Source organism: Comamonas sp. B-9 (assembly GCF_000410635.1).
Lineage (GTDB): Bacteria > Pseudomonadota > Gammaproteobacteria > Burkholderiales > Burkholderiaceae_C > Comamonas.
In genome coordinates this window covers 8,825-21,846 of record NZ_KE148672.1, presented here as the reverse complement: position 1 = coordinate 21,846, position 13,022 = coordinate 8,825, and the positions used below count along the sequence as shown (strand labels likewise).

9 protein-coding genes are annotated in these 13,022 nt (G+C 66.7%); 5 read left to right on the top strand and 4 right to left on the bottom strand.

Annotated elements, in window-relative coordinates; translation table 11 throughout:
- The 5 genes from H928_RS0124105 to H928_RS0124085 form a co-directional block, all read left to right on the top strand.
- Positions 1–804 (top strand): VRR-NUC domain-containing protein (locus tag H928_RS0124105; protein WP_021028796.1); only part of this gene is annotated, 804 nt, incomplete at its 5' end.
- Entirely contained in the window at positions 801–3,119 is a 2,319-nt protein-coding gene (locus tag H928_RS0124100) for an ATP-dependent DNA helicase (protein ID WP_021028795.1), read from the top strand. The genes H928_RS0124105 and H928_RS0124100, both read left to right, overlap by 4 nt.
- An 82-nt stretch (positions 3,120–3,201) precedes the next feature.
- A complete protein-coding gene (locus tag H928_RS0124095) occupies positions 3,202–5,346 on the top strand; it encodes a TonB-dependent receptor (protein ID WP_021028794.1) in 2,145 nt (714 codons plus the stop codon).
- A 227-nt stretch (positions 5,347–5,573) separates the two neighbouring features.
- Positions 5,574–6,248, top strand: a complete 675-nt coding sequence (locus H928_RS31860; RefSeq protein WP_021028793.1) for a DUF2760 domain-containing protein — start codon at positions 5,574–5,576, stop codon at positions 6,246–6,248.
- Between the two features lie 3 nt (positions 6,249–6,251).
- Complete coding sequence (locus tag H928_RS0124085) at positions 6,252–8,108, top strand: Hsp70 family protein (protein WP_021028792.1); 1,857 nt, start codon at positions 6,252–6,254, stop codon at positions 8,106–8,108.
- Positions 8,109–8,195: 87 nt separating this feature from the next.
- Here the strand turns inward: H928_RS0124085 and H928_RS0124080 are convergent, their stop codons facing one another.
- The 4 genes from H928_RS0124080 to H928_RS29680 form a co-directional block, all read right to left on the bottom strand.
- Positions 8,196–10,244 carry an IPTL-CTERM sorting domain-containing protein gene (locus H928_RS0124080; RefSeq protein ID WP_158400637.1) on the bottom strand — a complete coding sequence of 683 codons (2,049 nt, stop codon included), beginning with the start codon at positions 10,242–10,244 and terminating at the stop codon, positions 8,196–8,198.
- Between the two features lie 234 nt (positions 10,245–10,478).
- Positions 10,479–11,705: an acyl-CoA dehydrogenase family protein gene (locus H928_RS0124075; protein WP_021028790.1), complete on the bottom strand. Its 1,227-nt coding sequence runs from the start codon at positions 11,703–11,705 to the stop codon at positions 10,479–10,481.
- Positions 11,706–11,724: 19 nt separating this feature from the next.
- The gene (locus H928_RS0124070) at positions 11,725–12,753 is read right to left on the bottom strand and encodes an aldo/keto reductase (RefSeq protein ID WP_021028789.1); all 1,029 of its coding nucleotides are present in this window, start codon (positions 12,751–12,753) and stop codon (positions 11,725–11,727) included.
- A gap of 21 nt (positions 12,754–12,774) precedes the next feature.
- On the bottom strand, positions 12,775–13,022 hold a 248-nt coding region (locus tag H928_RS29680; RefSeq protein ID WP_043341899.1), incomplete at its 5' end, for an oligopeptide/dipeptide ABC transporter ATP-binding protein.

The window sequence follows — 13,022 nt, the reverse complement described above, 5'->3', positions numbered from 1 at the left end:
CACCTGGGCCAGCGCAGCGCCAGCCGCCGCGCGCTCAAACCCGAGGTGGCGCAGCTGCGTGAGGATGTGGCGCTGGAGCGCGTGCTGCGCATGCCACGCATGGCACCCGGTCTGGCGGCGATGGATGCGTTGAGCGATGCGGCTGCCCTGGAGGCCGCCTTGCGCGCAGGCGAGGCCATGAACGCCGCCGAGGCCACCGAAGGTCTGCGCCTGATGCCGGTGGAATACGCCTTGCGCGACCACTGGCACCGCGAGGACGCGCCGGTGTTTTATGTCGAGAACGCGCTGGTCAACTCGCTGTTTGGCCTGCTGTGCTGGCCGGCGATTTTTGCGCCGCTGCCGGGGGCGTTTTTTCATCCGTTCCAGGCGGGGCCGGCCGATGTCTATGCGCCCGATTTTGTCGCGCGGCGTGCGGCGCTGTTTGAGGCTTGTCTGGCGGCCTTGGACGACGGCAGCTATGCCGAGGTAATCCGCCAGCGCTTTGCCGACAAGGCCGGGCTGCAGTCGCCCTTTGTGTTTTGGGGCACGTTGACTCAGGCGCTGCTGGACCATGCGCTGGCCTGCATACCGGCGGCCCACCTCCAACTTCTGTTCCAGCGCCTGCTTGGCAACCTGCAGGCCAACCGCACGGGCTTTCCGGACCTGGTGCGCTTTTGGCCGCAAGAGAGGCGCTACCAGCTGGTGGAGGTCAAAGGCCCGGGCGACAAGCTGCAGGACAACCAGATCCGCTGGCTGGAGTACTGCGCCGCCCATGGCATACCCGTGGGCGTCTGCCATGTGCAGTGGCGCGAGGCGGGCGCATGAGCTACACCGTGGCGGTGCGCGCCTTGTGCGAGTTCACCGCCCGCGCGGGCGATCTGGATTTGCGCTTTACGCCGGCGCCATCGGCATTGGAAGGCATCGAAGGCCATGGCCTGGTGCGCGCCCGCCGGGGCGCCGGCTATGAGGCGGAACTGCGCCTGGCAGGCAGCTTTGAAAACCTGCAGGTACGCGGCCGCGCCGATGGCTTTGACCCGGGCCTGGGTCAGCTCGAAGAAATCAAGACCTACCGGGGCCAGATCGACAGTGTGCGCGACAACCACCGCGCCTTGCACTGGGCGCAGGCCAAGGTCTACGGCCATCTGCTGTGCCTGGAGCGGGGCCTGCCCCGCTTGAAGGTGGCACTGGTCTACTTCAACGTCGGTACGCAGCAAGAGACCGTGCTGGCCGAGCCCTACAGCGCCGCCGACTTGCAGGCATTTTTTGAGCAGCAATGCCGCTTGTTTTTAGACTGGGCGCGCAGCGAGGCCGCGCACCGCAGTGCGCGCGATGCGGCCATGGTGGCGCTGCGCTTTCCGTTTGCGCAGTTCCGCACCGGGCAGCGGGCGCTGTCGGTGGCGGTGTACCGCACGGCCCAGGCGGGTTTGCAGGCGGGCGGCGGCAGCTGCCTGATGGCGCAGGCGCCCACCGGCATTGGCAAGACCGTGGCCACCATCTTCCCCATGCTCAAGGCCAGTGCGCAAGAGGGGCTGGACAAGCTGTTTTTTCTGACCGCCAAGACCACCGGCCACCGCCTGGCCTTGCATGCACTGGGCCTGTTGCAGACGGCGCTGCAGGGCCAGACGGGCGCGGTGCCGCTGCGCGTGGTGGATCTGCAGGCGCGCGACAAAAGCTGCGAGCACCCGGACAAGGCCTGCCATGGCGAATCCTGCCCGCTGGCCCAGGGCTTTTATGACCGCCTGCCCGCCGCCCGCGCCCAGGCCCTGGCGCAAGAGCCGATGTTGACGCCCGACAAGGTACGTACGCTGGCACTGCAGCACCAGGTCTGCCCCTATTACCTGACCCAGGAGCTGGCGCGCTGGAGCGATGTGGTCGTTGGCGACTACCACTACTTTTACGACAGCGCCGCCATGCTGTATGCGCTGACCCAGGCCCACCAGTGGAAGGTGGGCGTGCTGGTGGACGAGGCCCACAACCTGCTCGAACGCGCGCGCCGCATGTACACGGCCGAGTTGCCGCAGCACACCTTGGCAGCGGCGCGCAAGGCCGCCAGCGGCCCGGTTAAAAAATCGCTGGATGCCTTGAACCGGCAATGGACGGCCCTGAACAAGGCCCAGCAAGAAGGCGGCCAGGACTACCAGGTCTACCCCGAGCTGCCGCCCGGCCTGCTGGGCGCCGTGCAGCGCGCCGTGGCCGCCATTGCCCAGGCCCAGGGCGACAGCCCCATGCTGCCGGGCGATGCGGTGCTGGGCTTTTACCTGGAGGCGCTGTCCTGGCTGAACCTGGCCGAGCAGCTGGGGCCGCATGCGCTGTTTGATACCAGTTTGTGGAGTAGTGCAGCCTCCGGCCGCCGGGGGCCGATGTCCACGCTCTGTATCCGCAATGTCGTGCCCGCGCCGCACCTGGCCGCGCGCCATACCGCCGCCTGCGCCACGGTGCTGTTCTCCGGCACCCTGGGGCCGCAGGCCTTCTACCAGGATCTGCTGGGCCTGCCGCCCGCCACGCACTGGGTCGATGTGCCGTCGCCCTTCCAGGCCGCGCAGCTGCAGGTGCAGATTGCGGGGCATATCTCCACCCGCTACCAGGACCGGGCGCAGTCGCTGGTGCCGATTGCCGAAGTGGTGGCGGCGCAGTTTGCCCGACAGCCGGGCAACTACCTGTGCTTTTTCAGCAGTTTTGATTATTTGCAGCGTGCGGCCGAATGCATGCAGCGCCTGCAGCCCCAGCTGCCGCTGTTCTGCCAGACCTCGGCCATGGACGACGCCGGGCGCGCCGCCTTTTTGGCGCGCTTTGACGAGGCTGGGCAGGGCATTGGCCTGGCCGTGCTGGGCGGGGCGTTTTCGGAAGGGGTGGACTTGCCGGGCAACCGGCTGATTGGCGCCTTTATTGCCACCCTGGGCCTGCCCCAGGTCAACCCCATCAACACGCATATGCAGCAGGCCATGGCCCAGCGCTTTGGCGCTGCCAAGGCCTATGACTACACCTACCTCTACCCGGGGCTGCGCAAGGTGGTGCAGGCGGCTGGGCGGGTGATTCGCAGTGAGGATGACCGGGGCGTGGTGGTGCTGATCGATGACCGCTTTCACCGTGCCCAGGTGCGCGCGCTGCTGCCCAGCTGGTGGGAGCCGCAACGGTGGTAGATTGGGGTTTCTCAGAGGAGAGCAGGGGTTTATGTACCAAATTTCCCATAGCTTGAGACGCTGTAAGAAAATAGCGGCCTCTATGCCGATCCAAGCCTTTTCTCTCTCGCCCCTGCGCCCTGTGGCCGGGGCTGCTGCGCTGCTGTGCGCCCTGTCCGCCGCTGCGCAGACCGCACCAGCAACACCTTCCACCGCTGAAACCCCCGCTGCTGAAGCCACCTTGCCGACGGTGTCGGTGCGCTCAGCCGTTGGCACTGCCGATCTGCTGCAATTGCCGGCATCGGCCAATGTGGTGGAAGGCCGCGAGCTGCAGGATCGGCAGATGCAGGTCAACCTGTCCGAAGCGCTGGGCAGCGTGCCGGGCCTCACCCTGAACAACCGCAACAACTACGCCCAGGATCTGCAGCTGAGCGTGCGCGGCTATGGCGCACGCTCCACCTTTGGTGTGCGCGGCGTGCGCCTGTATGTCGATGGCATACCGGCGACCATGCCTGATGGCCAGGGCCAGACCTCGAATGTCGATATCTCCAGCCTGGAGCGGGTGGAGGTGCTGCGCGGCCCGTACTCGGCGCTGTACGGCAATGCCTCGGGCGGTGTGCTGAGCTTTTACACTGAAGACCCGCAAGGCCCGCTGAAGCTGGAGACCGGTGTGAGCGTGGGCAGCGATGGCCAACAGCGCTACAGCCTGAAGGCCAGCGGCCAGACCGATGGCGGCATGGGCTATGTGCTGAGCACCAGCCGCTTCATGACCGATGGCTACCGCGAGCACAGCGCGGCCGACCGCAACCTGCTCAATGCCAAGCTGGTGATTCCGCTGGCGCATGACGACAAGCTGACCCTGGTGGCCAACCACACCCGGGGCGATGCGCAGGACCCGCAGGGCCTGACCATGGCGCAGTGGCAGGCCGATCCGCGCCAGGCCAGCAGCGTGGCCGAGCAGTACAACACGCGCAAATCGCTGGAGCAGCAGCAGCTGGGCGCCACCTATGACCTGCGCATCAACGCCCAGCAAAGCCTGAGCCTGTCGGCCTACTACGGCCACCGCAGCATGCTGCAGTACCAGTCCATCCCCAAGGCGCCACAGCTGGCGCCGGGCCATGCCGGCGGCGTGATCGACACGGCGCGCGACTATGCCGGTGCCCGCCTGGTCTGGGTGGGTGAGTTCGACACTATCGTTCCGCTGCAGCTGAGCGCCGGGCTGGATCTGCAGCAGATGACCGAGAACCGCCAGGGCTACGAGAACTTTGTCGGCGACACCTATGGGCTGCGCGGCCAGCTGCGCCGGGATGAGAAAAACAAGGTCAGCAGCACCGATCCCTTTGTGCAGGCGCGCTGGCAGCTGGCGCCCCGCTGGAGCCTGGACACCGGCCTGCGCTACAGCCGCGTGCGCTTCAGCTCGGACGACTACTACATCACCCCTGGCAATGGCGACGACAGCGGCAGCAGCCGCCACAGCAAGCTGCTGCCGGTGGCTTCGCTCTCCTACCAGCTCAGCCCGCAGCAAACCGTCTACGCCAGCGTGGGGCGCGGCTTTGAGACGCCGAGCATCACCGAGATGTCCTACCGCAACAGCGGCTCGGGCCTGAACACCGATCTGCGGCCCACCAGCAGCACGCAGTGGGAGCTGGGCTATCGCCAGCAGCTGCGTGGCGATGCGCTGCGCGGGCTCTGGAGCGCCGCACTGTTCCAGTCGCACAGCAGCGACGAGATCGTGACCGACCAGAGCGCTGGCGGCCGCACCACCTACCGCAATGCCGGCAAGACCCGGCGCCAGGGCGTGGAGCTGTCGGCCCAACTGGACCTCATGCGCGACTGGCAGCTGCGCGCCGCCTACACCTGGCTGGATGCCCGCTTCCGCGAGGATTCGGGCAGCGGCATCGCCGGCCAGCGCCTGCCGGGCCTGGCACGCCACAACGCTTACCTGGGTGCCGACTGGCACTTTGCACCGGCCTGGACGGTCGGCATGGGCGTGCAGGCCAGCTCCAATGTGCAGGCCAACGATGCCAACACCCAGGCCGCCCCCGGCTATGCCACCACGGCCCTCAGCCTGGGCTACCGCGCACAGATCGCCCCGCGCTGGACCCTGGCCGCGTTTGCGCGGGTCAACAATGTGTTCGACAAGAACTACATCGGCTCGGTCATCGTCAACGACGGCAACCAGCGCTATTTTGAAAGCGCGATGGGACGCAACTGGGCCAGCGGCATCAACGTCAGCTACCAGTTCTGAGTACTCACCCCGCCCCGCCGGCGCTCCCGGCTTGCTGGTGCATAGCACGGGGGCATAGGGCCAGCCGGTAAAATCCCCGGTTTTGCGGGCTGGCCGCCAGCTATAGCGGCTGTCCCCAGCACCTGCCGCAAACCCCCATTTTTTAAAACCACCCGCCTGCGCTCTGCAGCTGCCCCGGCCCTGGCCCCGCAGCCCCCGCGCCTTGGCGGCTGTTTGTTGGTGCCTCCATGAACAACACCCCCCCTTCCTTTTTGAGCCGTATCGCGATCGCGATCGGCAGCTTCTTTGCGATCCTCGGCAATGGCCGCCTGGCGGCTGATGTGCAGCGCGTGCGCGGCGGTGAGCGCCTTGCGGCCGATGTGCCGCCCCAGGAAGTGCGTGTCGAAGTCCCGGTCGAGAAGATCGTCGAAGTCCGCATCGAAGTGCCTGTCGAGAAAATCGTCGAGAAGACGGTAGAAAAGCGGGTCGAAGTACCGGTGGAAAAGCTGGTCGAGAAGCTCGTGGAAAAGACCGTGCAACTGCCCACCGAGACCGCTGCTTTGCAACTGCTGGGCCTGCTCCAGCGCGAGGCCCGCTTTGTCGACTTTATCCAGGAAGACGTGGCGCCCTACACCGATGCCGAGATTGGCGCGGCCGCCCGCGTGGTGCATGAAGGCTGCCGCAAGGTGCTGCGGGAGCACTTTGCGCTGGCCCCTGTGCGTGCCGAGGCCGAAGGCAGCCGCATCACCTTGCAGGCCGGCTTTGATGCCGCTGCCGTGCGCCTGACCGGCAATGTCGTAGGCCAGGCCCCGTTCACCGGCACCCTGGGCCACCGGGGCTGGCAGGTGACCGAGGTCAAGCTGCCCCAGCTCACCGACACGGCAGCAGCCAAGGTGCTGGCCCAGGCCGAAGTGGAGCTCTAAACCATGCAAGCAACTGCCCAATTCAGCATCGGTATCGACCTGGGGACCACGCACTGCGCGCTGTCCTATGTGGACAAGAGCGCCAGCGATGGCGACAACCTGGTCCAGCATGTGCTGGCCATCCCCCAGCTCACGGCGCCCGCCAGCATCGAGGCGCGGCCTTTGCTGCCGTCGTTTTTGTACCTGCCCCATGAGAGCGAGCTGAGCGCCGCCGACATGGCGCTGCCCTGGGGCGCGCAGCAGGATTTTGTCGTCGGCGAGTTTGCCCGTTCGCGCGGTGCGGCCACGCCGATCCGCCTGGTCTCCAGCGCCAAGAGCTGGCTGTGCCACCCCGGTGTGGACCGCCGCAGCCCGCTGCTGCCGGCCGATGCCCCGGCCGAGGTGCACCGCGTATCGCCGCTGACGGCCTCCATCCGCTACCTGTCGCACCTGCGCTGGGCCTGGGAGCAGGCCCACCCCGAGGCGCCGTTTGATGCGCAGGACATCACCGTCACCATCCCCGCATCCTTTGACCCGGCCGCACGCGAGCTGACGGCCGAGGCCTGCAAGGCGGCGGGCTTTCAGAAGCTTAGCTTGCTCGAAGAGCCGCAAGCCGCGCTCTACAGCTGGATCCAGGCCAGCGGTGGCGACTGGCGCAAGCAGGTGCAAAGCGGCGATGTGATCCTCGTCGTCGACGTGGGCGGTGGCACCACCGACCTGTCGCTGATCGCCGTGCTCGAGCGCGATGGCAACCTGGCCTTGCAGCGCGTGGCCGTGGGCGAGCACATCCTGCTGGGCGGCGACAACATGGACCTGGCCCTCGCCTATGCCGTGGCGCGCAAGCTGGCGCAAGAGGGCAAGCAGCTCGACGCCTGGCAAACCCGCGCACTGGCCCATGGCTGCCGCGCCGCCAAGGAGCAACTGCTGTCCGATGAGGCACTGCAATCCGTGCCCGTGGTGGTGCCCAGCCGGGGCAGCAAGCTGATCGGCGGCAGCATCCGCACCGAGGTGACCCGCAGCGAAGTGCTGGCCACCCTGGTCGAAGGCTTCTTCCCCCAAGTGGCCGTCAGCGACAAGCCCATTAGCCGCGCGCGCGGCGCGCTGACCCAGCTGGGTCTGCCCTATGCGCAAGACGCCGCCGTCACCCGCCACCTGGCCGCCTTCCTGTCGCGCCAGGCCGGCGTGACCGAGCAGATCGACGGCCTGCAGGGCACCCAGCCCGAAGGCGCGAGCTTTCTGCACCCCACCGCCATCCTGTTCAACGGCGGCGTGCTCAAGGCCCCGCAGATCGAGCAGCGCATCACCGAGGTGCTGAACAGCTGGCTGGCCGCCGAAGGCGCCGCCCCCGCACGTCTGCTGGATGGCGCCAACCTGGACCTGGCGGTGGCCCGTGGCGCTGCCTACTACGGCCATGTGCGCGAAGGCCGGGGTGTGCGCATCCGGGGCGGCACCGCGCAGTCCTACTATGTCGGCGTCGAATCCAACATGCCTGCGATCCCCGGTATGGAACCACCGATGTCCGCGCTATGCCTGGCACCGTTTGGCATGGAAGAGGGCAGCGAGGCGGCGCTCGACATGCAGGAGTTTGGCCTCGTCGTGGGCGATCCGGTGCGCATGCGCTTCTTTGGCTCCAGCGTGCGCCGCAGCGACACCGTCGGCACCATGCTCGACTTCTGGGGCCCCGAAGAGCTGCTGGAGCTGCAGGAGATCGAACTGAACCTGCCCGCTGAAGGCCGCGCCAATGGCGAGGTCGTCCCCGTCACCCTGCATGCCCGCGTGACCGATATCGGCACGCTGGAACTCAACGCCGTGCCGGTGGGCGGTAATGAGCGCTGGAAGGTGGAGTTGGATGTGCGGGCGCAGGTGGCGGCTGAGCAGTAAGCTGCGCGCTTCTGTCCAACGCAGCCCCCAGAAAAAATGCCACCGCGAGGTGGCATTTTTACGTGAGGGCAGTGGCGTGCGGCTTGGTCACACCGTGCGACGGCGCATGCGGCGCATACCCATCAGCGCCATGCCCAGCGACAGTGCGCTGACGGCCCAGGTGCCCAGGCTTGGCACTTGCTTGAGCGTCCCCGTATCGGTGGGGGTGGCGGTTGAGACCAAGGTGTTGGTGATGGTTGCGCTGTTGGCACCGGCGGCAATGGCCGCAGGCTGCGTATAGCTGGGTTCGGCCCAACGGTAGCCCGCAGGGGCAGTGGGCAGCGCGCCTTCGGCCACCGTGCAGGCGCTGCCTTGCTGGATGGTGATGGGGGCAGCGCTGCCCTGGTTGGCCGCCACCACCAGGCTGCCGCTGAAGGACGTTGCCGGGCCGGTGCAGCTCACGGTAAACGGAATCTCACCGGCAAAGGGCGCCGCGCCTGCAGGCCCGGTGACCACCTTGTTCACGGTCAACTGCGCAGCGGCGACAGAGCGCAGGTACCAGTTGCCATCGTCTGCGTCACGCACCAGTTCGTAGCGGATGCCGCCGGCGTCCAGGAAACCGTCTGGCAGCGCAAAGACACTGGCCGCCGAGGTGGCCGCGCCGCCGGTCACGCGCACCACCAAAATGCCTTTGCCCGTGGTGAAGGCCGGCGCGCTGGCCGCATCGGGTAGCACGGATAGCAGCGTAGGTGTACCGCCAGCGGCTGTGGACGTCACCTGCAGCACATCGCTGACCGAGGTGGATGCATCGTTGAGCACGGTGTTGAGCACCAGGCTGCCACCATTGGCGGTATAGACACCCGCCAAGGCCAGGGTGTTGTTGGGACTGGCATCGCTGCGTGCCAGCGACACGATGCCGCCAGCATTGTTCAGATTGCCCGTGGCTGCCAGGCTGGGCAGCAAGGAGGCATCGAGCAGCGCATCGCTTTGCAGGTTCAGCACCGTAAAGGACGAGGCGGCGGTGGCCTCCCACAAGGCGGCGCGGTTCAGGTTCAAGGTCAGCTGACCGCCGCTCGCCAACTGGCTGCTGCCCTTGTAGTGGCCTTCGTTGCCGGTGTAGGTGGCCGTGCTGGTGGCATCGGCGTTCCAGACCACCGGGGCCGTCGTGGCGGTGACTGCATCCAGGCTGGTACTTCCGCTGGCCGAGAGGTAGTTGAAAGAGCTGCCCTGCGCGTTGACGACAAGGCCCGAGCCTGCGCTAAAGCTGCCATTGCTGCGCAGTTGCAGGCCAATGCCTGCGGCACCCGATGCGGTGATGGTGTTGCCCGCCAGCGGCCACCCAGCAACGCCGCCGATGCGGATATCCACGGCTGCAGCACCCGCGCCTGCCACCGTCACGCTGGTGGCACCATTCAGGGTGACTTGGGAATTCGTCACCACGACGCCTGGCGTGAGGCCCGAGGCGGCTGCCGTGTTGACCGTGGTGGTACCTGTTACGGTGGTGGTGCCGCCCTGGCTCCACAGCGGTGCGTAGCTGTAGAGCGCGTAATAGTTGGATTGGAAATCCAGCGTGAGATCACCGCCCACCGTGACCGTGCCCGCGCCTACATACAGGCCCGAGCGGGTGCCGCCTTGGCTGGTGATGCTGAGGTTTTGTTGGTAGTTGGCCGTGCCTGCGTTGTTGCGCACTCCATCGCGGGTGTTGATTCTGGCCGAGGGCGTTCCGGTGTTGGAACTGACCGTGACATTGCCCTGGAAGATCGCCGCCCCGGTGGTGTTCGCTTCTATACCCGCCGCATTGTTGGCCCCGCTGGGTTTGTTGATCGTGACGTCCTTCAGAAAAGTGCCATTCCCAGCACCAGACAACAGGATGCCCCGGCTGTTGTCGCCGTTGGTGTCGGTGACGGTCAGCACGCCATTGACGGTGGTGTTGCCAGTGATTTGCACCAAACCGGTGGCCAGCCATCCATTGACGGTAACGGCCATGGGGTCTGCGGTGTAGACGCAGGTCAGACCATTGTCCGAAGCCTGCGTGGTGTAAGTCGATGCGCTGAGGTTGGCCGGGCAGGCCAGCGCTAGCTGAGGTGCTGCAAACAACCCTGCGAGCAAGCTGCCATGGAGGGCAGCCTTGCCCAAAGGCGTAACGGAGCGGGACAAGTTCAGATGCGAAGTCGCGGATTCGGAAGCGAGGTGCATGGCGTATTTGTAATAAATATACTGAATAAGTAATTTCTACAAGATAACCGCAACAATTTAATTACGCTAGAGCGTTGCTCCCCAAACGACTCTAAAAAATGTGAACTTTAATAAAGTCATTCGGTTTGTTTATGGAGTGTTTGATTTGTGCGTCGGCTGGGGCATGCCTGCGGTCTTGCTCGCCGGTGGCCGCCCTCAAAACACCCGCCCTTCCTCCAAATGCGTTCGCGTGCCATTGAGCACATAGTCCCCCACCACCCGGGTTTTGTGCAGCAGCGGGTTGTGGCTAAAGATCGTGCGCAGATTGCGCCAATGCCGGTCCAGGTTCAGCTGGCGCGAGGTGGCGGAGGCGCCGCCCACTTCAAACAAACGCTCGCCGGCATTCAGCGCCAGGCGGCTGACGACCAGCTGGGTCTGGGCGGTGGCCAAGGCCCCCTGCAGCACCACATCGTCGGCGGTAGCCGGGGCGTGCACGATGGCGTAGGCGCCCTGGTCCAGCTGGCGGGCGTTGGCGGTGATCAAGGCATCGATCGCATAGCTGGCGGCGGCCAGCTCGCCGACGACGGCCTGCACAAAGTGGTCGTCGCGTGAGCGCTCTGCCGGGCTGTGCATCGCAGGCCGGCCCAGCTGCAGCACATAGTGGCGCGCATCGGCCAGGATGTTGCGCACAATGCCGGCGGCCGTCGCCACGAGGATCAGCTGGCGCAGCGCAGAGGCATGGCGGCCGGCCAGGTGGTTGCGGGCGCCGGGGCTGATTTCGTCGTCATAGACCAGCACGTTGTTCAGCTCCAGGCTGCCGCTGGCGGTCAGCCGCTGGCCCATGCCATCCCAGTCGTCAAGCACCCGCACCCCTTCGCGCTGCACGGGGATCACGGCATTGACGCCCTGGCCCTCGTCATTGGTGGCAAAGACGTTGAAGTAATCCGCATAGGCCGTGCCGGTGGCGTAGTACTTTTTGCCATTCAAGCGGTGGTGCAGCCCCTCGCGCAGCAGGGTCGAGGTGCTGATGCCGGCGCGGGCGGTGCCCAGCTCGGTAAAGGCGCCGCCAAACAGCTTGCCCTGCAGGGCCCAGGCGTTCTGGCGCTGGGCCAGGGGCGAGGGCTTGGTCTCCAGCCGCAGCAGCTCGGTGGTGTTGAAATGGGTGCGCAGCGCATGGGCCACGTTGGAGTCCGCTGCGGCCAGGGTGCTGACCACCTCGACCACATCGGCGACCGATCCGCCCGGCCCGCCCTGTTCGCGGCCAATGCGCAGGCCCCCCAGGCCTGATGCGCGCAGCAGGTCAAAGGCCGCCCAGGGCGGCTCGCGCTGCAGCTCGCGCTGCGCGGCGCCTTGGCCGATATCGGCAGCCAGCTGGGGCAGGCGGGCCAGCAGGTCATCGCGGCTGGGGTGGCGGGAGCGCAGGGGGGGAACCGAGGCATTCATGGCGGTGGACCTTTTGGGTTTAAGCGGCCGCTGGTGTGGGGGCTACATAGGGCACACGGCCTTCGACCGGGTGGCCGGGGTCGGTAAAGCCCAGGGTCGAGGGGTGGCCGGCCGCGACCAGGCGGTTGACCAGGGCCTCGTCATCGGCGGTGAACTGGTAGTCCAGCGCGCGGATATAGCCATCCCACTGCTCGGGCGTGCGCGGGCCGGCGATGGCGGCGGTGACCAGGCGGTTGTTCAGCACCCAGGCCAGCGCAAAGTCCACCGGGCTGATGCCGCGCTCGTCGGTGTGCTTTTTGATCTCGGCGGCAATGTCGATGGACTCGGGGCGCCATTCGGTCTCGAGCATGCGCTTGTCCAGCCGTGCGGCGCGCGAGCCGGGTTCGGCCGCTTCCACATTCGGGTACTTGGCGGTCAGCACGCCCCGGGCCAGCGGGCTGTACGAGACCACGCCCAGGCCATAGGCGGCGGCAGCGGGCAGCTGCTCGGCCTCGGCCGTGCGGTTGACGATGTTGTAGAGCGGCTGGCTGGCGATGGGCCGGTCAATGCCTTCGGCATCGGCCAGGTGCGCCACCTCGGCAATGCGCCAACCGCGAAAGTTGGATAGCCCAAAATAGCGCAGCTTGCCCGCGCGCACCAGGTCGCCAATGGCGCGCACCGCCTCGCCCAGCGGCGCATCAAAATCGGCGCGGTGAAAGTAGAGCAGGTCGATGTAGTCGGTGCCCAGGCGGCGCAGGCTGTTGTCGACCGACTCGATGATCCATTTGCGCGAGGTGCCGCGCCGGTTCGGGCCCTCGCCCAGCGGGTTGCCGAACTTGGTGGCCAGCACCCAGTCATGGCGGTCCTGGGCCAGCGCCCGGCCCACGACTTGCTCGGTCAGGCCGTTTTGGTAGACGTCGGCCGTGTCGATGAAGTTGATGCCCTGGGACTTGGCCTTGGCGATGATCGCGTGCGCGGTCTGCTCGTCGGTGGGCCCGCCAAACATCATGGTGCCCAGTGCGAGGCGGGAGACTTTGAGGCCGCTGCGGCCGAGATAACGGTAGGTCATGGCAAAAGAAAAAACGAAGGGTTAGTGAAAGGAAATCACGGAGGTCTGCACGTCAGAGGTCTGTGGCAGCTGCGGATGGTGGCAAGCGACCAGATGGCCGTTGCCGCTGTCGCTGAGCAGTGGTTCTTGCGCAGTGCACAGCGCCGTCGCGCGCGGGCAGCGCGGGTGAAAGCGGCAGCCCGTGGGCAGGTTCTGTGGGCTGGGCAGGTCGCCGCCCAAGGGGGCGGCCTGGCGGTGGCGGGTGGGGTCAGGCACGGCATCGAGCAGCG